This window comes from Polaromonas sp. (genome assembly GCF_012927485.1).
Classification (GTDB): Bacteria; Pseudomonadota; Gammaproteobacteria; order Burkholderiales; family Burkholderiaceae_C; genus Polaromonas.
Map to the genome: position 1 here is coordinate 113,350 of NZ_JABBPC010000012.1, position 18,866 is coordinate 132,215.

The 18,866-nt window shown below is 53.7% G+C and carries 25 protein-coding genes, 1 tRNA gene and 1 pseudogene; 7 read left to right on the forward strand and 20 right to left on the reverse strand.

Features of this window, described 5'->3' with window-relative positions:
* The first annotated feature begins 217 nt into the window (after window positions 1-217).
* The 5 genes from HHJ16_RS04590 (at window position 218) to HHJ16_RS04610 (ending at window position 6,588) form a co-directional block, all read left to right on the forward strand.
* Window positions 218-628, forward strand: a complete 411-nt coding sequence (locus HHJ16_RS04590) for a holo-ACP synthase (protein ID WP_293641101.1) — start codon at window positions 218-220, stop codon at window positions 626-628.
* Entirely contained in the window at window positions 625-882 is a 258-nt protein-coding gene (locus HHJ16_RS04595) for an acyl carrier protein (protein WP_293641103.1), read from the forward strand. Before HHJ16_RS04590 ends, HHJ16_RS04595 begins: the two co-directional genes overlap by 4 nt.
* An 8-nt stretch (window positions 883-890) precedes the next feature.
* Complete coding sequence (locus HHJ16_RS04600; protein WP_293641105.1) at window positions 891-3,461, forward strand: glycoside hydrolase family 2 protein; 2,571 nt, start codon at window positions 891-893, stop codon at window positions 3,459-3,461.
* Window positions 3,458-5,248, forward strand: coding sequence for an alpha/beta fold hydrolase (locus HHJ16_RS04605; RefSeq protein WP_293641106.1), 1,791 nt, complete (start codon window positions 3,458-3,460; stop codon window positions 5,246-5,248). The genes HHJ16_RS04600 and HHJ16_RS04605 overlap by 4 nt, the downstream gene beginning before the upstream one ends.
* A 530-nt stretch (window positions 5,249-5,778) precedes the next feature.
* The gene (locus HHJ16_RS04610; protein WP_293641107.1) at window positions 5,779-6,588 is read left to right on the forward strand and encodes a polysaccharide deacetylase family protein; all 810 of its coding nucleotides are present in this window, start codon (window positions 5,779-5,781) and stop codon (window positions 6,586-6,588) included.
* A gap of 188 nt (window positions 6,589-6,776) precedes the next feature.
* Here the strand turns inward: HHJ16_RS04610 and HHJ16_RS04615 are convergent, their stop codons facing one another.
* The gene (locus HHJ16_RS04615; RefSeq protein ID WP_293641109.1) at window positions 6,777-7,388 is read right to left on the reverse strand and encodes a carboxymuconolactone decarboxylase family protein; all 612 of its coding nucleotides are present in this window, start codon (window positions 7,386-7,388) and stop codon (window positions 6,777-6,779) included.
* A 194-nt stretch (window positions 7,389-7,582) separates the two neighbouring features.
* Between HHJ16_RS04615 and HHJ16_RS04620 the strand changes: the two are divergent.
* Window positions 7,583-8,105 (forward strand): annotated as a pseudogene (locus HHJ16_RS04620) (DDE-type integrase/transposase/recombinase); the annotation flags it as partial.
* Window positions 8,106-8,197: 92 nt separating this feature from the next.
* Here HHJ16_RS04620 and HHJ16_RS04625 read toward each other — a convergent pair.
* The 19 genes from HHJ16_RS04625 to rplN all read right to left on the reverse strand — a co-directional run bounded on the left by HHJ16_RS04625 (window position 8,198) and on the right by rplN (window position 18,310).
* Window positions 8,198-9,052 carry an NAD(P)-dependent oxidoreductase gene (locus tag HHJ16_RS04625; RefSeq protein WP_293641110.1) on the reverse strand — a complete coding sequence of 285 codons (855 nt, stop codon included), beginning with the start codon at window positions 9,050-9,052 and terminating at the stop codon, window positions 8,198-8,200.
* 429 nt (window positions 9,053-9,481) lie between these two features.
* Window positions 9,482-9,558 (reverse strand) — tRNA-Met (locus HHJ16_RS04630).
* 18 nt (window positions 9,559-9,576) lie between these two features.
* Complete coding sequence (gene rplQ / locus HHJ16_RS04635; RefSeq protein ID WP_293641112.1) at window positions 9,577-9,978, reverse strand: 50S ribosomal protein L17; 402 nt, start codon at window positions 9,976-9,978, stop codon at window positions 9,577-9,579.
* Window positions 9,979-10,064: 86 nt separating this feature from the next.
* Window positions 10,065-11,054, reverse strand: a complete 990-nt coding sequence (rpoA, locus tag HHJ16_RS04640; protein ID WP_293641114.1) for a DNA-directed RNA polymerase subunit alpha — start codon at window positions 11,052-11,054, stop codon at window positions 10,065-10,067.
* Window positions 11,055-11,147: 93 nt separating this feature from the next.
* On the reverse strand, window positions 11,148-11,771 hold the full coding sequence (rpsD, locus tag HHJ16_RS04645) for a 30S ribosomal protein S4 (protein ID WP_293641116.1): 624 nt from the start codon (window positions 11,769-11,771) through the stop codon (window positions 11,148-11,150).
* Between the two features lie 130 nt (window positions 11,772-11,901).
* Window positions 11,902-12,306, reverse strand: a complete 405-nt coding sequence (rpsK, locus tag HHJ16_RS04650) for a 30S ribosomal protein S11 (protein ID WP_026781246.1) — start codon at window positions 12,304-12,306, stop codon at window positions 11,902-11,904.
* A 13-nt stretch (window positions 12,307-12,319) separates the two neighbouring features.
* A complete protein-coding gene (rpsM, locus tag HHJ16_RS04655) occupies window positions 12,320-12,685 on the reverse strand; it encodes a 30S ribosomal protein S13 (RefSeq protein ID WP_293641117.1) in 366 nt (121 codons plus the stop codon).
* Window positions 12,686-12,710: 25 nt separating this feature from the next.
* Window positions 12,711-12,824 (reverse strand): 50S ribosomal protein L36, encoded by a 114-nt coding sequence (rpmJ, locus tag HHJ16_RS04660; RefSeq protein WP_011481465.1) that lies wholly within the window; start codon window positions 12,822-12,824, stop codon window positions 12,711-12,713.
* An 82-nt stretch (window positions 12,825-12,906) separates the two neighbouring features.
* On the reverse strand, window positions 12,907-14,214 hold the full coding sequence (gene secY / locus HHJ16_RS04665) for a preprotein translocase subunit SecY (protein WP_293641119.1): 1,308 nt from the start codon (window positions 14,212-14,214) through the stop codon (window positions 12,907-12,909).
* A gap of 18 nt (window positions 14,215-14,232) precedes the next feature.
* Complete coding sequence (rplO, locus tag HHJ16_RS04670) at window positions 14,233-14,664, reverse strand: 50S ribosomal protein L15 (RefSeq protein WP_293641120.1); 432 nt, start codon at window positions 14,662-14,664, stop codon at window positions 14,233-14,235.
* A gap of 12 nt (window positions 14,665-14,676) precedes the next feature.
* Window positions 14,677-14,859, reverse strand: a complete 183-nt coding sequence (rpmD, locus tag HHJ16_RS04675) for a 50S ribosomal protein L30 (RefSeq protein ID WP_293641122.1) — start codon at window positions 14,857-14,859, stop codon at window positions 14,677-14,679.
* A 12-nt stretch (window positions 14,860-14,871) separates the two neighbouring features.
* Window positions 14,872-15,390, reverse strand: coding sequence for a 30S ribosomal protein S5 (gene rpsE, locus HHJ16_RS04680; protein ID WP_293641124.1), 519 nt, complete (start codon window positions 15,388-15,390; stop codon window positions 14,872-14,874).
* Between the two features lie 17 nt (window positions 15,391-15,407).
* Window positions 15,408-15,773 (reverse strand): 50S ribosomal protein L18, encoded by a 366-nt coding sequence (rplR, locus tag HHJ16_RS04685; RefSeq protein WP_293641126.1) that lies wholly within the window; start codon window positions 15,771-15,773, stop codon window positions 15,408-15,410.
* Window positions 15,774-15,784: 11 nt separating this feature from the next.
* On the reverse strand, window positions 15,785-16,318 hold the full coding sequence (rplF, locus tag HHJ16_RS04690; RefSeq protein ID WP_293641127.1) for a 50S ribosomal protein L6: 534 nt from the start codon (window positions 16,316-16,318) through the stop codon (window positions 15,785-15,787).
* A gap of 24 nt (window positions 16,319-16,342) precedes the next feature.
* Window positions 16,343-16,738, reverse strand: a complete 396-nt coding sequence (gene rpsH, locus HHJ16_RS04695; RefSeq protein ID WP_026781255.1) for a 30S ribosomal protein S8 — start codon at window positions 16,736-16,738, stop codon at window positions 16,343-16,345.
* Between the two features lie 18 nt (window positions 16,739-16,756).
* Entirely contained in the window at window positions 16,757-17,062 is a 306-nt protein-coding gene (gene rpsN / locus HHJ16_RS04700) for a 30S ribosomal protein S14 (RefSeq protein ID WP_293641130.1), read from the reverse strand.
* A 7-nt stretch (window positions 17,063-17,069) separates the two neighbouring features.
* Window positions 17,070-17,609, reverse strand: a complete 540-nt coding sequence (rplE, locus tag HHJ16_RS04705; protein ID WP_293641132.1) for a 50S ribosomal protein L5 — start codon at window positions 17,607-17,609, stop codon at window positions 17,070-17,072.
* Between the two features lie 2 nt (window positions 17,610-17,611).
* Window positions 17,612-17,932 (reverse strand): 50S ribosomal protein L24, encoded by a 321-nt coding sequence (gene rplX / locus HHJ16_RS04710; RefSeq protein ID WP_293641134.1) that lies wholly within the window; start codon window positions 17,930-17,932, stop codon window positions 17,612-17,614.
* Between the two features lie 9 nt (window positions 17,933-17,941).
* Window positions 17,942-18,310: a 50S ribosomal protein L14 gene (gene rplN / locus HHJ16_RS04715; RefSeq protein WP_007869247.1), complete on the reverse strand. Its 369-nt coding sequence runs from the start codon at window positions 18,308-18,310 to the stop codon at window positions 17,942-17,944.
* 429 nt (window positions 18,311-18,739) lie between these two features.
* On the opposite strand from rplN, the gene HHJ16_RS04720 reads away from it, so the two are divergent.
* Window positions 18,740-18,865 (forward strand): hypothetical protein, encoded by a 126-nt coding sequence (locus HHJ16_RS04720; RefSeq protein WP_293641136.1) that lies wholly within the window; start codon window positions 18,740-18,742, stop codon window positions 18,863-18,865.
* Window position 18,866: the final 1 nt, after the last annotated feature.

Consider the following 18,866-nt stretch of genomic DNA (forward strand, 5'->3'; position numbering starts at 1 on the left):
TTCGATTTCAGATTGGGCTTGAAAGCCCGGCTACTGCCGCTCAAAAAAAAGGGATCTTGTCTTACATTTCCCGTAACCAGTTACAGCCTATTATCCGTTTGCCAAGCGATAGCGTGTACAGATAAACCCTCAAGGTGCGTAGCATGAAAGCAAAATCCTGATGTTCAGATTAACACCTAATGAAAATATTTGTGCAAGCCTCTTACCGGGATTTCGCATGGGTTTCGACTTGGTAAAAATTAGCGAGCTAGCAAACTCGATCCACCATTTCGGCGACGTTTTCAAGCGCAAGTTATTTACCAAGAATGAGCTCAATTACGCGCACAGCGGAAGTGGATTGTGCGAGGAACGATTGGCAACTCGATTTGCTGCCAAAGAGGCTGTCATCAAGGCTCTCAAGCTCAGCGAAGCGGGAATCGGCTGGCGTGAAATTGAGGTGCTGAAGTTACCGGACGGAAACTGCGAAGTTGCCTTGCACGGCCGCGTTGCGGAGTTGGCGAAAAGTATGGGCGTTGCCGACATCTCGTTGAGTTTGAGCCACGACGGTGATTACGCAGGCGCCGTGGTGGCACTGCGCTGTTCACAACCTGAAGTTAACAACTCTCTTTATGACCGGCATTCACTATGAGAAATTTAGAACAGGTTGAAGCCCAAATCCGCAGCGTGTTACTGGCCCATGGTCGTCTGAATCGGGAAGTGAGTTCGCTGGACGTTTCCACGGACCTTTACCAATCGGGAATGACCTCCCATGCGAGCGTCAATGTCATGTTGGCACTCGAAGGGGCTTTTGACGTGGAGTTTCCAGACCATCTCCTGAAACGCAGCGTTTTCGGCAGCATTGAATCCATACACCATGCCTTGAACCAGCTGGCTACCACCTGAGCGTAGACATGAGTAAGCCAAGGACGCGCCACCACATGCGAGAGCTGCTGCTGGTGAACTGGCTTATCTGCGCTACGCCTCCAGGAGATGCCGGGCAATGCACTCCGCCTGAGGGATCTTGCTGGACCCGCATACGACAGCTGATGCCGGCCGCAGCCGCCTTGCGTGAACTGAAGGAATGGTCGCTCGACGAACCTGCCCGACGCTTTGATGCCCAGGACTGGTGGTACAAATTGACATTTGACGCCTCCCCCAGGAATTTTGCAGAACCAGCTGTCCTGGGGTTTGACGGGTTGGCGACGATTGCACAGGTCTGGTTAAACGGAAAGCTGCTGCTGGCCAGTACCAATATGTTCGTGGAGCACGAATGCGACGTCAGCAGCGTCCTCAAGGACAACGACAACGAGCTGTTGATTTGCTTTAGAGCGCTCGACGCGAAACTGGCCATGCCGCGCAAAAGACCGCGGTGGCGCGCTCCGATGGTTGCGCATCAGCAATTGCGCTGGTTTCGCACGACATTGCTGGGGCGCACTCCGGGTTGGTCGCCCCCTGCTGCTGTGGTGGGACCGTGGAAAGACATCTGGCTGGAGCAGCGCAGACAGTTTCACATCAAGGATCTTTGTGTCGAAGTCAGCGTCGATGACACGACCGGGACGGTCAAGTGCCGTTTGGCGTGTGAACCTCTAGGTGGCCAGACTATCGACGCCGTTACGCTGCAACTCGAGCGCTGCGGACGTGTCGATGTGCAGCGCCTTTCGGGCAGAGTTGGTACGATTTTCTTTGCAGGACAACTGCAGCTAGGCAACGTCGACTTGTGGTGGCCCCACACCCACGGGGAACCCTCGCTGTACTCGGCTTCCTTGAGAATCCGCATTGCGGGTATCCTGGATGAAACTGTCATTGCAATTGGCCGAGTGGGATTTCGCACGATCACGCTGGATACCGCTAACGGAAATTTCTCGTTGAACGTCAACGGCGTGTCTATTTTTTGCCGCGGCGCCTGCTGGACCCCTCTGGATCCGGTCACTTTGCGCGCTTGTCCCGAAGCGTCCCAAGCGGCTGTCGCACAGGCGCGATCGGCTGGCATGAACATGCTGCGCGTAGCCGGAACCATGGTCTACGAAGAACACCATTTTTTTGATGCCTGCGACGAACAGGGCATGCTTGTCTGGCAGGACCTTATGTTTGCCAACATGGATTATCCCGGCGACGACTCGGAATTCATGGCGTCCGTGGTGCTTGAAGTAAGCCAGCAGCTCCGGGGCCTTCAGGCAACCGCCTGCCTGGCATTGCTTTGCGGTAACAGCGAAGTGGAGCAGCAGGCCGCTATGTGGGGAGCGCCACGCGAGCTCTGGCAACCGGCGCTGTTTGAAGACACCTTGGCCCAACTCTGTGCGGATCATGCACCGGGCACGCCGTACTGGCCTTCCAGTGCGCACGGCGGATCGTTCCCGCACCAGGCAAGCACCGGCACAAGCTCCTACTACGGCGTCGGTGCCTACCTTCGTCCGCTGGACGATGCGAGGCGGGCAGACGTGAAGTTCGCAACCGAATGCCTGGCGTTTGCCAACATTCCCGCTGCCGCGACCATTGGCCGGATGCCCGGGGGGTTGGCCATCCGGGTGCATCACCCGGAGTGGAAAGCCCGCTCTCCGCGTGACCTTGGCGCAGGCTGGGACTTTGACGATGTGCGCGACCACTACCTGGGAACGCTGTTCCACACCGATCCGCAAAAACTGCGCTACACGGATCACGACCATTACCTTACATTGGGCCGCATGGCGACAGGCGAAGTGATGGCGGCCAGCTTTGCCGAATGGAGGCGCCCGGCTTCACCTTGCGGAGGCGCAATGGTGCTATTTTTACGCGATCTGTGGGCCGGGGCCGGCTGGGGATTGATCGATGACTCCGGTGTGCCAAAGGCCTGTTATCACTACCTCAAACGAGCACTACAACCGCTTACGGTGCTCCTGTCCGACGAAGGCGTTAACGGGTTGTTCGCGCATGTCATCAACGAGCGTAATGAAGACCGACCACTTGAACTTGAACTCACTGCCTGGCGGGAGGGTGATGTTTTGGTTGCGAGCGGGAGAAAACTCCTGACGCTGCCTGCGCGAAGTGCCCAGAGCTTTGCGGGCGTGGAGTTGCTCGGGCAGTTCATGGATCTGACGTATGCGTACAAATTCGGACCCATGACGTGTGACGCCGTCGTGCTGACGCTTCGAGACCAATTGGGAAATCAACTGGCTCAGGCATTTCATTTTCCCGGGGGTCTCGGCGTTCGATCAGAAATTGATATCGGGTTGACGGCACGGGCCACCATGGTAGACGCTCAAACCGCCGAGCTGACCGTTCATACCAAGCGTTTCGCGCAGGGCGTTCACTTTGCCGTACCGGGATTTCATGCGGACGATGACTATTTTCATTTGCCACCCAACTCGGAGGCTCGGGTCACACTTCGGGGGGCGGGGTCTGGTCCGTTGATGGGCTCTGTTCATGCGATCAACTCGATCAAAAGTGCGCGTGTTGACTTCGCAGCATCAGCGATTGGTGATCCGCATCGGGAAAAGACCAAATGACCGCTTTTTCCGCCCCCGAGGTTGCCACAGGCGCAGTACCGATTGCGTTCATGGCCGCAGGAGCGTGGTGTTTTGGATGGTTTCATCCGGCACGACTCCCGGCACGAAAAGTTGGCGTCGTCTTGTGTTCTCCGATTGGCTATGAAGCTATTTGCGCGCACCAAACTTATACCCAGCTGGCGGATGCTCTGGCGGAGGCCGGGTTTGCGGTCGTTCGATTCGACTATCACGGAACCGGTGACTCTTCCGGAGGAGATGCCGATCCTGATCGCGTGCGCGCCTGGATGGACAGCATCACGTCAGCCATCAATGAATTGAAGCGGCTAGGCGATGTTTCACACGTCGCCTTGTTCGGTGTACGCCTGGGTGCGACGCTTGCAGCGCACGCCGCGTCGCAGCTCGGCGGAATCGAAAGCCTGGTGATGTGGGCGCCCTGCATTACGGGCCGTTCTTTTGCGCGGGAATTACGCGCCGCCAGCGGAAATCGCCCTATGTCGGCTCGGCCTGCGGCGCCAGGCGATATTGAGGCGCTTGGCTATCTTTACACCGCCCAAACGCTTCAAGACCTCCAAGCTCTGGACTGTCAATGTTTGGATAGGCCGCTAGCGCAACGCGTGTTGATTCTCGGCCGCGACGATATGCCCGGGGAGGGGCCGTTGCCCGCGAAGTACCGCGAGATAGGGATGGACACCAGCTACGCTGTGATGCGTGGCTACTCTGGAATGATGACCGAGCCTCATGAGGCGGTACCCGAGCCTGCGACTCTTAATTTGATCACGGACTGGCTGTCTGCAGTGCACCCGCTGCCGGACACCTTGCAAGAGGCAACCAGCACAGCGGCCCCCGGCCCGATCGACTACCTGGTCGACGGCATCCGCGAGACACCTCAGCTGTTTGGCCTCGACCGATCACTGTTTGGGATATTGTCCGAGTCGGCCGAACTAAAGTCTTCCGACAGCCGCCTGGAAACGGCCATTTTGATGCTGAACGTCGGCAGGAATCATCACATCGGACCCAACAGAATGTACGTCAAGACGGCACGCTCATTGGCTGCGTCGGGGTATCGTACGTTTCGCTTCGACCTGGCCGGTATAGGAGACAGTCGCCCCCGGGCAGGCCTCTCGAGCGGAGGGATCTATTCAAAAGACTCGATTGCAGATGTTCAGGCGGCAATCGACAGCCTGGTGGCCCAAGGCTGCAAGAAGTTTTACCTCATGGGCATCTGCTCTGGCTCCTATGTTGCGTTCCAGACGGCACTTGTCGACCCACGGGTCACCGGACAAATCCTGATGAATTCCCGGCTGCTGGAATGGCATGATGGGAAGGCGGGCGGCACATGGCAAAGTTCCATGCAGATGTATTACAAGTCCTCTGATTTTTACCGACGCGCACTGTTGCGTCCGGATCTCTACCGACGAATCCTACGCGGTGAAGTTGATGTGAACGGCATCGCAAGGCGTCTAAGAACGGTTTTCAAGGCCCGGTTGGCACGCGCATTCAACCGTTTCCTCCATCGCACTCCGGCTGAAGAAGGCGTGCTGGATAAAGTCAAGAATTTGAGTGCCCGCGGCACGGATACGGTGCTGATCATGTCTGCTGACGACGATGGGCGTGACTACGTTGAGTTCCAGTTTGGAAGGTTGGGTAGTCGCATGCAGGGCAATCCCAATTTTCGTATGGTTCTGGTTGAGGAATCCGACCACACTTTTTCCGACTCGGAGAGTCAACGGTTCGTCATTGACACCGTCCAGGAACACCTGAAAAAAAGAGTCTCGAAGATGGGCTAGATCTGATGACTCATAGGTAGCGATGGGGGCCAGCACAAAAGCACTCGAGCGTTCTACGTAAAAGGTCCGGAGTTTTTTGAAACACCACTCCGACTCCGACTTCGACGCGGCATCCACCGTGTCATGCCAGTTAGGTACCGCAGGATCGGTCAACGCTCTACATGACCGCCAACTTTTTCTCAAGTTAATAGACGGGACAAGCGAGTAGCGCATCCCGACCCACGCAAAAGTAGGGTAGTCACCCATTGGCCTGAGGGCCCGGCCTCCTTACTATCGATTTATTTTCGGGGCAGCCAGAGAGAAGTAGAAGTAGAGTGCCCCCGCCCAAACGTTTGATGAATACGGAATTTAACCGTAAAGAAAGGAATGCAGTGCAGTGCAGTGGTGTTGCCCAATGTGAAAGGGCTTCATCCGATTGAAAAGTTAGCAAGCCCTATTTCCCCTGCAAACCGGCTCGACTATGGGGCCAAAACAGGACGGACTTTGCTGTGAAATGAACCCCAAGTACAACCTAAAACGACTCTAAACTTATGGCGCCTAACGTGACAGCCAACCGTCGACCGATTCCCATTCTGATGTATCACCAGATTGCCGTAGCGCCCCCCGAAGCGGGTCTCTACCGCAGCTTGTATGTGCCTCCAACTGAGTTTTCGCGACAGATGACTTTTTTGCGCTACATGGGCTACCGGGGTTTGTCGATGACGGCGTTGCAGCCGTATCTTCGGGGAGAAAAACAAGGGCGCGTGGTCGGCATCACGCTGGACGATGGCTATCTCAACAACCTCACTCATGCGCTGCCGGTTTTAGAACGCAATGGATTTTCGTCCACTTGTTATGTCGTCAGCCAACTGATCGGCAAGACCAACGCGTGGGACCGCGAGGCCGGCATACCGCAAACTCTTTTGATGGATGCCCCGCAACTGCGTCAATGGGTGGCAGCAGGCCAGGACGTGGGCGCACACACTCGGCATCATGTGCGACTTAAGAATATTGATGTTGACCGCAGCCTTGAAGAGATTGCACTGTGCAAATCTGACCTGGAGGAGGCAACCGACGCGCCCGTCCATCATTTCTGCTATCCCTACGGCGGATACGAGTCGCAGCATAGGGACATCGCGCAAGAGGCAGGTTATCAAACTGCGACCAACTCACGGCGTTCCCGCTGTCATTTAAACGAAGACATGATGCAACTGCCCCGCTTACCGGTCGTGCATTCAACCAACCTGCCGTCCTTTTTGCTCAAGGTGGCGACTCCCCACGAGGATCCTCGCAGGACTCTGTCCTTGTGGCTCAAGGCGACAAACGCCATCAAGGGATTGCGCCAAACCGAAGAGGTCTAGTCTAGCTTTGCGAGCCAGCTAGCAGAGCGGGCAATAGGATGTACGCCCCAGCCTGAACAACGTTGAGATGTGCCAAAGTGGAGGTAGGTAGTCATCATTTAAATGAGATCAGCTTCCCTTGATTTTCCGAGTTTTAAGCGGCTGATCAGTCGCTTAATTCGCTATAGCGATTCAAGTTGCAGGCGTTTCTACCGAATCAATGCTTTGAGGGGTTTGGCGTTGTCTGGATTTTCTGTTTGAGTTCCATTCATGATGATTGCCAGATAGGTGTAGTAGCCATTGAGACCAAGCATATCTACTACTCCTTTCTCCCCAAAGCGCTTTTTTGCCAGCGCATAGGTGGTATCAGACACGGAATGATTGACGTTCATCTCGCTTGAAAAAGCGTAAACGATCTGTTCGTCAGCTGTCAGATCGTCAGGCCGGCGACCTTCAGAGATGGCTTTGACAACGTCCGGTTTGATACCCACTTTCAACGCAATGGACTCGTGCAGATACCACTCTACTTGCTGCGACCATTGACGCGCAACAATCAAAATGACGAGCTCACTGAGCCGGTTGCCGATTGCGCTATGGTAGCGCAGATATTCGCCCATTTTTGACGAACGATCCATCAGCTCCGGGCTTCGAATCAACGGCAAAAACGGACCGTATAGAGCACCCCGCGGGCCTTTAATAATTTCTTCAGCCGGGCCTCGTTGATCGGGTGTCATTTTGTCAAGTGGGATTGGCGGCATGCGGTCTTCCGCAACTGCAGAGAGTGCCACTAGGGCAGTCAAGATACCGAATAGCTTTTTCATAAATTCCCCGTTAAAAAAATTAGAGCCCATTAATTAAAACATGCGACTGCACCCGTTGTCTTTTGATTTTCTAATTGAAAACCCGACTTCACCCGCTTCAATAGAAGGGAATTAGTCTCCAGTTGTACGCGGCCCCAAGCCAGCAAACCTATCTGATCAAAAAGACGATACCTGGGAATTCGATAGTAGGTTACCAAGAGCGCGTTGTTTTCGGTGACCACGCCACGGTTCATCACTGGGCGATCAAGATGGTGCCGGTGCTGGCGGCCGTATTTCGTTGGCGAAAGCACTCAGTGGGCAAGCGCTGGCGAATGGAAATACCTGTATCGCACCGTTGATCGTGAGGGCGACACGGTCGACTTCCTTCTCGCGGCCAAACGGAATCTAGCTGCGGCTCGGCGCTTTCTGGAGCGGGCCATCAATCTGCATGACTTGCCAGCGAAGATCACCATCGACAAAAACGGCGTCAACACGGCAGCCATTGAAAGCGTCAATGTTGCACTACGCCAATGCGAATACTTGAACAACATTGTCGAGCAGGACCATCGGGCCATCAAACGCATTAGGCACCCGGTGATGGGCTTCAAGACATTCCGGTGCGCGCGAATCACAATTACAAGTATCGAGACGATGCACATGATTCGCAAACGGCAGCTTGACTGCCCAGTTGGCCAAGCCATGTTTTCAGCCGGTCAGTTCTACACCCTGGCGATCTGATCGCCACCCAACAGTTCACCTTTTCTCGGCCTTTCATCCTTATCGCGCCAGAACCGTTAATAAGGCGCCTACGTTTGAAATGCCCGTAATCGCTAGCGCCGCTGCACCGCGTCAATGCCGAGCACGCTGCAGTCTTCGGAGCCGCGCCCGGCCGCGATGAGCTGATCCATGCGGGCCGCCACCGAGGGCAGCGCTGCCATTGGACGATCGCCAGTGGTCTCGAGCATCAGCCGCACGTCTTTACGCGCCATTGCCAGCTCAAAACTCGGGGTGAAAATTCCTTTCGCCATATTCATGCCGCGTCCGGCCAGAATCGCATTTAAGTCAATAAAACCGAACAGCTTGACAGCGTCTTCGGCACTCACATTGCTGGCTTGCGCCATCGTGAATACGTCAGCCATCACCGCCGAGAGGCCGATGATTAGGGCGTTGCCGAACAGTTTGTTGACAGCGGCCAAATCGGTGCGCGCACCCATGTACACCAGCCGGCCGGTCATTTTCTCCAGTTCAGCCCTGACGCTTTCGAAAAGCTCCTTGGGTCCGGCGGCCATCATCGTACCCTGTGCGTTGCGCGCCGCTGGCGGGCCCATAAAGACGGGACAGTGCAGATACTTCACCCCCTCAGCATTGAGCCGTTCTGCACGCGCCGCGGTGAGTGTCGGCAGCGTGGTCGAATGATCAATAATGATTGCATCGGGCAAAAGCCCGGAGCGCGCTGCGACCAGCACCTCTTCAACCACGGCATCGTCCTTGAGCACAAGGTGAACGCGTGACGCGTTGCGCACCGCCTCGGCCGGGCTCGCTGCTGCGATCACTCCAAACTGCTTGAGCGCAAGAACCTTATTGGGCGAGCGGTTCCACGCGGTGACCGTGTCTCCGCGTTTGGCCGCCGCTTCAGCGAAAGCGGCGCCGAGCAGGCCGGTGCCGAGAAAAGCGATGTTTGACATAGGCTTGATCCAGGAGAAATGCTATTTGGAGACGCGTGCGAGCAAAGCATAGGGAATTGATCTCGCGACTGACTATCTTATCGGAGTCAGCCATTAAGAGGGCGAGGTCGCATCCATTGCCAGCGAGTCCAGCTTTTCCGGTATGGTTCCGTGCCCAAGTTCAGTCTGCAACACCGTTGACGCCGCGACACGCGGAGAGGGCCACGCCATCCTGATAAAACCCGTTCCTGACGAGCGCGAGGATCTCGTTTTCCGCGCACAGTAGTGTCTGCGCGTATCAGCAGCTCGGTAGCACTTCAGAAATCGCCCCAATGCTCGCAATTGGTTTGTCTTGCTTTTTGTTGGGCACAGTTTGAGCACAACGAGAGCGCAAAAGCGAAACGCCCACATGAAGTGGGCGTTTGCTACCAGCCCAGAGGGCTTGGATATTGGTTGCGCGGGCAAGATTTGAACTTACGACCTTTGGGTTATGAGCCCAACGAGCTACCAGGCTGCTCCACCGCGCGATATTCCTTAATTATAGCCTACTTTTCGTCACTCGCGGCAACTGAATTACCTTCCGAGACGTCAGGTCGGTCAACCAACTCAACTAGCGCCATGGGCGCGTTGTCGCCAACACGAAAACCCATCTTGAGGATTCGCGTGTAACCACCGGGACGGGCCTCGTAACGCGGGCCTAATTCTCCGAACAGCTTAACCACCATATCGCGATCACGTAAGCGGTCAAATGCCAAACGCTTGTTGGCCAACGTGGGTTCCTTACTGAGCGTAATCATCGGCTCCACCACCCGGCGCAATTCCTTGGCCTTGGGCAGTGTGGTCTTAATGACTTCATGCTGAATCAATGAATTCATCATGTTACGCAACATAGCAAGTCGGTGCGAGCTTGTGCGGTTTAATTTACGTAGTCCATGTCCGTGTCGCATAGTGCTTCCTTTATGTAATATTCAAGCAGCCGTATCAGGTACTGCCCGTGCACTGCCTCATCTACGATGAGATTCTTTTAAATCAATTAACGCTTGTCCAGGCCCGCAGGAGGCCAACTTTCAAGTCGCATCCCGAGTGTCAGGCCGCGAGAAGCAAGCACCTCTTTAATCTCGTTAAGAGATTTCCGACCCAGATTGGGAGTCTTCAACAGCTCATTTTCAGTGCGTTGAATCAGATCGCCAATGTAATAAATATTTTCTGCTTTCAGGCAGTTCGCGGAGCGCACCGTGAGTTCCAGTTCGTCCACCGGCCGCAGCAAAATCGGATCGAACTGCTGCGAACTACGCGGGGCAGGAGCATCAAAAGCGGCCAGCTCATTCCCTTCCAACTGGGCGAAAACAGCCAACTGCTCCACCAAAATCTTCGCCGACGCGCGAACAGCATCTTCTGCGGTTACTGCACCATTCGTCTCAATCTCAAGCACCAGCTTATCCAGATCGGTGCGCTGCTCGACGCGGGCACTTTCAACAATATAGCTCACACGCTTGACAGGAGAAAACGACGCGTCAAGCACGATGCGACCAATCGACTTTGGCGATTCGTCACCATACCGGCGCATGTTGCCTGGCACATACCCGCGGCCATTTTCGATCTTGATCTGCATGTCGATCTTGCCACCGTGCGACAGATTCACGATCACATGATCAGGGTTGACAATTTCAACGTCATGCGGCGTTTGTATGTCGGCAGCCGTAACTGGACCCTCTCCCTCCTTACGCAGGCTTAAGGTAACTTCGTCGCGATTGTGCAGTTTAAAAACCACCCCTTTGAGGTTCAAAAGAATATTTACAACATCCTCTTGGACTCCATCAATCGAAGAATACTCGTGCAGAACACCGGCAATGGTTACCTCGGTCGCCGCGTGACCGACCATCGATGACAACAGTACCCGGCGCAACGCATTGCCCAGCGTGTGACCATAGCCACGTTCAAATGGCTCCAGAGTAACCTTGGCACGATTGGCGCCAAGCTGCTCAACATTGATAGTTTTTGGTTTTAACAAATTAGTCTGCATGCAGTCTTCCTCTCAATACCCTCGGTCCATTACACCGATAAGGCTGGCGAAGCACACCTGGCGATACGGTCACCCGTGTCGCAGGAACGAAAATTAACGCGAATACAGCTCGACGATCAACGATTCGTTGATATCGGCGGCAAACTCATCGCGGTCGGGGACTTTCTTGAACGTGCCCTCACCTTTGTCAGAATTCACGTCCACCCAAGCGGGCAAACCAACCTGCTTCGCAAGCTCCAGGGCTTCGGTAATCCGAGTCTGCTTTTTGGACTTCTCACGAACTGCGATCACATCACCCGTCTTGACCATATAAGAAGGGATGTTGACAGAGCTACCGTTCACCGTCATAGCCTTGTGTGACACCAGTTGACGCGCTTCGGCACGCGTGGAGCCGAACCCCATACGGTAAACCACATTATCAAGGCGTGATTCCAGGACGAACAGCAAGTTGGCGCCGGTGTTGCCCTTACGGCGATCCGCTTCTTCAAAGTAACGCCGAAACTGCTTTTCTAGAACTCCATACATCCGCTTTACCTTCTGCTTTTCACGCAGCTGGAGGCCGTAATCGGAAGTCCGGGTACCGGACGTACGACCGTGTTGTCCTGGCTTGGAATCGAACTTCGCCTTGTCGCTGATTGAACGACGTGCGCTCTTCAGGAAAAGGTCGGTGCCTTCACGGCGGGAGAGTTTGGCCTTGGGGCCGAGATAACGTGCCACTTGAATATCCTTTTATCAACTGCTGCAATTAATGCAGGAGCCTTCGGTGTCAACCTAACGGCGGTGGGCTTGATTAAATATGCGTGCACCTGGAAAATTGCATAGCAAATAGCCAGGCTCAGCAAGGCGATTAAATACGACGACGCTTCTGAGGACGACAGCCGTTATGCGGAACTGGGGTCACGTCCGCAATCGAATTAATTCGAATTCCCAGTGCGCCCAAGGCGCGTACGGACGACTCCCGCCCAGGACCAGGTCCCTTAATTTCGACGTCGAGATTCTTGATTCCCTGCTCAATAGCAGCGCGACCGGCGACTTCAGAAGCTACCTGAGCTGCAAACGGAGTTGACTTGCGCGAACCTTTGAAGCCCTGCCCACCGGAAGAAGCCCAAGACAACGCGTTGCCTTGACGATCCGTGATCGTGATGATCGTATTATTGAAAGATGCGTGAACGTGCGCGATGCCGTCCGCAACATTCTTACGTACTTTTTTGCGAACGCGCTGTGCTGCGCTATTAGTTGGTGATTTAGCCATAACGACCTCTTAATTATTTCTTCAAAGCAGCAGCGGCCTTACGCGGACCCTTGCGAGTACGAGCGTTCGTCCGAGTGCGCTGGCCGCGCATCGGCAACCCACGACGATGACGGAAACCCCGATAGCAGCCGATATCCATCAAGCGTTTGATATTCATCGTGGTCTCACGACGCAAATCACCTTCGATGGTGAAGAGCGCAATCTGATCCCGGATTTTTTCTAAGTCACCATCAGTCAAATCTTTGATTTTTTTTGCATAAGCAATATCACACGCATCGCAAATTTTTCGTGCGCGCGTGCGACCTATGCCAAAGATTGCAGTCAAGCCGATTTCGGCGTGTTTCTGCGGCGGAATATTGATACCAGCTATACGAGCCATGTGCGTCCTCTAAATCTCTTAAAAATCAGCCTTGACGTTGCTTATGGCGTGGATCTGTGCAGATCACGCGTACAACGCCCTTGCGACGGATGATCTTGCAGTTGCGGCAAATTTTCTTAACCGAAGCTGAAACTCTCATTTTCTTCTCCTAAACTTTCACTCTATGTTTACTCAAAACGCTGTGTAACTCACGCTCAGATCTATCGTGCGGTAGACCAGGGTTATGTTTTAAAGCTTGCTTTTTTCAATAACGACTCGTACTGCTGCGACATCATATAGTTCTGCACCTGAGCCATGAAATCCATCGTGACCACAACGATGATCATCAACGACGTACCGCCAAAATAAAACGGAACGTTGTATTTCAAAATCAGGAACTCAGGCAATAGGCATACGAAAGTGATGTACACCGCACCAGCCAGAGTCAGCCGAACCAAAATCTTGTCGATATACCGTGCCGTCTGATCACCAGGACGTATTCCAGGAATGAACGCGCCACTTTTTTTCAGGTTATCGGCTGTTTCCCTACTATTAAAAACCAAGGCCGTGTAAAAAAAGCAAAAGAAGACGATCGCACTGGCGTACAGGATTACATAAATAGGCTGGCCCGGAGTGAGCGTGCTAGCGATATCCTTTAGCCAACGCATACTCTCCCCGGAACTAAACCATCCAACCACAGTTGCAGGTAACAAAATAATAGATGAGGCGAAAATGGGTGGAATCACGCCAGCCATGTTCAGCTTTAGAGGTAAGTGAGACGATTGACCGCCATACACTTTATTACCTACCTGGCGTCGGGCGTAATTCACAAGAATTTTACGCTGCCCTCGCTCGATAAATACCACAAAGTAAGTCACCAACCCCACGACAGCAACTATCACTATGGCGATTAGGATACTCATCGCGCCGCTACTTACCAACTCAAGCAAACCACCTAAGGCATTAGGCAAACCTGCTGCAATTCCCGCGAAAATCAGGATTGAAATGCCGTTCCCCAATCCGCGCTCTGTAATCTGTTCGCCCAGCCACATCAAAAACATTGTGCCGGCCGTCAGGCTGAAAACAGCCGTCATCCTAAATCCGAATCCCGGAACCAGCACCAGACCTGGTGAGCTTTCCAACGCCACCGCAATCCCCATGGATTGAAATAAAGCCAAACCGAGTGTGCCGTAGCGTGTGTATTGCGTTATCTTGCGACGACCGCTTTCGCCTTCTTTCTTCATCTGCTCGAATGTTGGGACAACATACGTCAGCAGCTGCATGATGATAGAGGCAGAGATGTAGGGCATGATGCCCAACGCAAACACCGTAAATCTCGATAGTGCGCCGCCAGAAAACATATTAAACAGATTTAATATGCCGCCCTGCTGCCCCTTGAATAATTCTTTTAGCTGGCCTGGATCGATGCCCGGAACCGGAATGTGTGCGCCAACACGGTAAACGACGAGTGCCAGTAACAAAAACACAAGCCTGCTGCGCAAGTCACCGTACTTGCCGGTCTTTGCAATTTGAGCTGAGTTTGTTGCCACTGAATATCCTGTCAAGTACTAAGCAACAGAGCCGCCAGCGGCTTCAATAATGGCCTTGGCACCTGCCGTGGCAGAAATACCATTCAACTTGATCGCTTTGGACAAGCTACCCGACTTGATTATTTTCACATTTTTGACGAGCTGGCCCACCAAGCCGGCCTGCTTCAACGTCAGCAGGTCCACTTCTGCCAAATTCAGACGTTCCAGAGCGGAAAGAGTGATCTCACCATTAAATTTCAATAAATGAGATTTAAATCCACGCTTGGGTAAGCGACGAGCCATTGGCATCTGACCGCCTTCAAAGCCAACCTTGTGGTAGCCGCCAGCCCGGGACTTTTGCCCCTTATGACCACGCCCGGCTGTTTTTCCCAAGCCCGAACCGATACCACGACCGACACGTCGCTTGGCATGCTTTGCGCCTTGACTAGGCTTGATTCCGTTCAATTCCATGTGAGTCTCCGCTCAAATAACCTTGACCAGATAACTGATCTTATTGATCATGCCGCGCACTGCGGGCGTGTCTTGCAATTCACTGGTACTGTTGACGCCCCGAAGACCCAGACCACGCACGGTCGCGCGGTGCGATTCCTTTGTGCCGATGGGGCTGCGAACCAGTTGGACTTTTACTTTGGCTTCTTTAGTCATTTCGCTACTGCCTTAGCCGAAGATTTCTTCGACTGATTTGCCACGTTTAGCCGCGATATCAGAGGCCGTCGTGGAATTATTCAGTGCATCCATCGTGGCGCGCACCATGTTGTACGGGTTGCTCGAACCGTGGCTCTTTGCCACAATGTCCGTGATGCCCATTACCTCGAAAACAGCGCGCATCGGCCCACCGGCAATGATGCCCGTACCCTTGGGGGCGGGGGCCATCATGACATTTGCTGCGCCGTGGTGACCAAATACGTTGTGATGAATCGTTCCGTTTTTCAGCGAAACTTTGGTCATGTTGCGACGCGCTTCCTCCATGGCCTTCTGGACCGCTGCAGGCACTTCTTTTGATTTGCCCTTGCCCATTCCAACGCGACCGTCGCCGTCACCAACCACAGTCAGCGCAGCGAAACCGAGAATACGGCCACCCTTCACTACTTTGGTCACGCGGTTGATCGCGATCATCTTTTCCTTCAGACCATCGTCTGGAGCGTCATTTTGCGATTTTGCTTGAAACTTAGCCATACTTAATTCCAGTCTGCTTAGAACTGCAAACCAGCTTCGCGAGCCGCATCAGCCAACGCTTTAACGCGGCCATGGTACGCAAAACCGGCGCGATCAAACGCCACTTTTTCAACACCTGCTGCTTTTGCCTTTTCAGCAATTCGCTTGCCAATAGCCTGCGCAGCAGCAACGTTTCCACCTTTACCCGAGGTACCGATTTCCTTGCGTACTTCTACTTCCGCAGTGGAAGCAGCCGCCAAAATTTTTGTACCATCGCCAGATATCACGCTGGCGTAGATATGCAAATTTGTGCGATTTACGGTCAAGCGGGCAACCCCTTGAATGGCGATGCGGATCCGGGTTTGGCGTGAACGGCGAAGGCGCTGCTCTTTTTTGGTCAACATCATGCAGCTCCTTATTTCTTCTTGGTTTCTTTGATCGTGATTTTTTCATCCGAATAACGGATGCCCTTGCCCTTGTAAGGCTCAGGTGGGCGAACTGCGCGCACTTCGGCGGCAATCTGTCCAACACGTTGACGGTCAAAACCCTTGATCACCACCTCGGTGGGCGTCGGGGTCTCGACCTTAATACCAGCCGGCATATCCAACACTACGGGATGAGAATAGCCCACCGTCAAATTCAACTTGGCGCCTTGCGCCTGGGCCTTGTATCCCACGCCGACCAGGTTGAGTTTTTTCTCAAAGCCTTTGGTCACGCCGGTGACCATGTTGTTCACGAGCTGACGCATTGTGCCGCTCATGGCATTGGCCTGCCGCGAATCATTGGCTGGAGCAAAAGTCAATCTGCCAGCGTCATTGTTGATGGCGACAAGCGCATTTTTCATCAACGCCAAGCTGCCCAGAGCGCCTTTGACGTTAATCTGGTCGTCTTTAATCGCCACTTCCACGCCTTGCGGGATGGCAATTGGCATTTTTCCTACACGAGACATTTCAGTTTCTCCTCAATGCCGCCGTTAGGCCACGTAGCACAGCACTTCACCACCGATACCGGTAGCGCGCGCTTTGCGATCAGTCATCACGCCTTGAGGCGTCGTGACAATTGCCACCCCCAAGCCATTCATGACTTGAGGAATAGCGCCATGACCTTTGTAAACGCGAAGGCCCGGGCGACTAACGCGCTCAATGCGCTCAATCACGGGACGACCTGCGTAATACTTCAGGGCAATTTCCAATTGGGGTTTGCCGTCATTGGCCTTGACAGAGAAACCATCGATATAGCCCTCATCTTTCAAGACCTGTGCAATAGCCACCTTGACTTTTGAAGACGGCACCTGCACCACAGCTTTTTCAACCATTTGTGCATTGCGAATACGCGTCAACATGTCGGCGATAGGATCACTCATACTCATTTGCGGTTCTCCTATTGCTTACCAGCTTGCCTTGGTGATACCAGGGATATCACCAGCAAAAGCCAATTCGCGAATCTTGGCGCGGGCCAAGCCGAATTGACGGAACGTACCACGCGGACGACCCGTGATCGCACAGCGATTACGCTGACGAGTCGGATTGGCATTGCGAGGCAACTTTTGCAACTCGAGCCGGGCCAGTGCGCGCTCTTCATCAGAGCACTTGGCGTCGTTGGACGTTGCTTTAAGTTCAGCGTGTTTTTTGGCGAACTTAGCCACGAGCTTGTCGCGCTTTAGTTCCCGTTGCAGTAAAGCTTGTTTTGCCATGCCCGCCTCAGTTCTTGAACGGAAAACGGAAGGCGGTGAGGAGCGCTTTGCACTCTTCATCGGTCTTGGCCGTTGTGGTAATGCTGATATTGAGACCGCGCAAGGCGTCAACCTTGTCGTATTCAATTTCAGGGAAAATAATCTGCTCTTTAACGCCGATGTTGTAGTTGCCACGGCCATCAAAAGCCCGGCCAGAAATACCGCGGAAGTCCCGAACACGCGGCAAAGCCACGGTCACGAAACGGTCCAGAAACTCATACATCTGCACGCCACGTAGCGTCACCATGCAACCGATGGGCAAGTCTTCGCGGATCTTGAATCCCGCGATAGCTTTCTTTGCCTTGGTCACGACAGGCTTCTGGCCAGCAATCTTGGCCATGTCGCCGACCGCGCTGTCCATGACCTTCTTGTCCGCAACCGCCTCGCTCACACCCATGTTGAGCGTGATCTTGGTGATGCGCGGCACCTGCATCGGCGAGGTATAGCCGAACTTTTCAATCAGTGCCGGTGCGATTTTTTCGCGGAATTGAGTTTGTAAGCGTGCCATGTTCATGCAGCCTTAATTTCGTCGCCGCTGGACTTGAAGACGCGCACTTTTTTGCCGTCAGCCAACAACTTGATACCCACCCGATCCGCCTTGCCTGTTGCAGCATTGAAAATAGCCACATTAGATTGGTGAATCGGCATATTTTTTTCAACGATGCCACCCGTCGTGCCTTTGAGTGGATTGGGTTTGGTGTGTTTTTTCACCAGGTTGATCCCCTCTACCAGCACATAGCTGTCGTCTTTACGCAGTGAAATCTTGCCGCGCTTACCCTTGTCGCGCCCTGCGATCACAATGATTTCGTCGCCTTTGCGAATTTTGTTCATAGTGCGCCCTTAGAGAACTTCAGGAGCCAAAGACACGATCTTCATGAACTTTTCAGTGCGCAGCTCGCGCGTCACTGGTCCGAAGATGCGGGTACCGATAGGCTCCAGCTTGGCGTTCAGCAACACCGCTGCGTTGCCGTCAAATTTAACCAGGGAGCCATCGCCACGGCGAATGCCTTTGGCAGTACGAACAACCACAGCGCTGTAAACCTCGCCTTTTTTGACGCGGCCACGTGGAGCAGCTTCTTTGATGCTCACCTTGATGACATCACCAACGCTGGCGTACCGGCGCTTGGATCCGCCCAGCACTTTGATGCACATCACGGACTTGGCACCCGTGTTGTCAGCAACATCGAGTTTGGATTGCGTTTGAATCATTTAAGTTTAGTCCCAACTTGCACCAGAGGGCGGTCTACTTTTTGTCGCAAACCACCAACTAATCAGTCTTGGGCCCGTCGTCCACAGTACAAACCACTTGCACTGTTTTCGCTGGGCAGAATTATTCGCTTTTTGGAGCGAAGCCTTTGATTATCACTAAATACATGGGCGTGGTCAACTATCTTTTGGAGAAATAGACAAATATCTTTGGCAATACGACTTATGCGTCATCCGAGTCGACCTGAGGGCCACCAATCTTTTGCCAAAGAACCACGTAGTTTAAGGGGGAACCATGTGGGGAAGTCGCCTCTCAGCCTCGTCGGCCTCAAGAGCGAAGTGCAGCACGCCTTGAAATTCTCTCCTGGGAAACTCTGCAAGACTCCGCAGATTGCGTGCTTGATGCAAGCCCCGCCCGAAAAAATCCACTTTATGAAACAAGCAGCTTTGGCCGTCACTTTCAATGTCAAAAAGGCTCGCAAATGTGAGTTTTTGAAGCAGATTGAGGAAATGGTGTCATGGGCCGCATTGCTTGAACTCATTGCCGGTTCTATCTAAG

Bases quoted from the DNA above. Each gene is read 5' to 3' on its own strand.
- rplE (WP_293641132.1), bottom strand. From the start codon at position 17,609: ATGGCACGCTTACAAACTCAATTCCGCGAAAAAATCGCACCGGCACTG.
- HHJ16_RS04610 (WP_293641107.1), top strand. From the start codon at position 5,779: ATGGCGCCTAACGTGACAGCCAACCGTCGACCGATTCCCATTCTGATG.
- rpmJ (WP_011481465.1), bottom strand. From the start codon at position 12,824: ATGAGAGTTTCAGCTTCGGTTAAGAAAATTTGCCGCAACTGCAAGATC.
- rpmD (WP_293641122.1), bottom strand. From the start codon at position 14,859: ATGACTAAAGAAGCCAAAGTAAAAGTCCAACTGGTTCGCAGCCCCATC.
- HHJ16_RS04595 (WP_293641103.1), top strand. From the start codon at position 625: ATGAGAAATTTAGAACAGGTTGAAGCCCAAATCCGCAGCGTGTTACTG.
- rplQ (WP_293641112.1), bottom strand. From the start codon at position 9,978: ATGCGACACGGACATGGACTACGTAAATTAAACCGCACAAGCTCGCAC.
- HHJ16_RS04625 (WP_293641110.1), bottom strand. From the start codon at position 9,052: ATGTCAAACATCGCTTTTCTCGGCACCGGCCTGCTCGGCGCCGCTTTC.
- HHJ16_RS04600 (WP_293641105.1), top strand. From the start codon at position 891: ATGAGTAAGCCAAGGACGCGCCACCACATGCGAGAGCTGCTGCTGGTG.
- rplR (WP_293641126.1), bottom strand. From the start codon at position 15,773: ATGTTGACCAAAAAAGAGCAGCGCCTTCGCCGTTCACGCCAAACCCGG.
- rplX (WP_293641134.1), bottom strand. From the start codon at position 17,932: ATGAACAAAATTCGCAAAGGCGACGAAATCATTGTGATCGCAGGGCGC.
- rpsK (WP_026781246.1), bottom strand. From the start codon at position 12,306: ATGGCTAAATCACCAACTAATAGCGCAGCACAGCGCGTTCGCAAAAAA.
- HHJ16_RS04615 (WP_293641109.1), bottom strand. From the start codon at position 7,388: ATGAAAAAGCTATTCGGTATCTTGACTGCCCTAGTGGCACTCTCTGCA.
- rplN (WP_007869247.1), bottom strand. From the start codon at position 18,310: ATGATTCAAACGCAATCCAAACTCGATGTTGCTGACAACACGGGTGCC.
- rpsN (WP_293641130.1), bottom strand. From the start codon at position 17,062: ATGGCAAAACAAGCTTTACTGCAACGGGAACTAAAGCGCGACAAGCTC.
- rpoA (WP_293641114.1), bottom strand. From the start codon at position 11,054: ATGCAGACTAATTTGTTAAAACCAAAAACTATCAATGTTGAGCAGCTT.
- rplF (WP_293641127.1), bottom strand. From the start codon at position 16,318: ATGTCTCGTGTAGGAAAAATGCCAATTGCCATCCCGCAAGGCGTGGAA.
- rpsH (WP_026781255.1), bottom strand. From the start codon at position 16,738: ATGAGTATGAGTGATCCTATCGCCGACATGTTGACGCGTATTCGCAAT.
- HHJ16_RS04590 (WP_293641101.1), top strand. From the start codon at position 218: ATGGGTTTCGACTTGGTAAAAATTAGCGAGCTAGCAAACTCGATCCAC.
- rpsM (WP_293641117.1), bottom strand. From the start codon at position 12,685: ATGGCTCGTATAGCTGGTATCAATATTCCGCCGCAGAAACACGCCGAA.
- HHJ16_RS04720 (WP_293641136.1), top strand. From the start codon at position 18,740: ATGAAACAAGCAGCTTTGGCCGTCACTTTCAATGTCAAAAAGGCTCGC.
- HHJ16_RS04605 (WP_293641106.1), top strand. From the start codon at position 3,458: ATGACCGCTTTTTCCGCCCCCGAGGTTGCCACAGGCGCAGTACCGATT.
- rplO (WP_293641120.1), bottom strand. From the start codon at position 14,664: ATGGAATTGAACGGAATCAAGCCTAGTCAAGGCGCAAAGCATGCCAAG.
- rpsE (WP_293641124.1), bottom strand. From the start codon at position 15,390: ATGGCTAAGTTTCAAGCAAAATCGCAAAATGACGCTCCAGACGATGGT.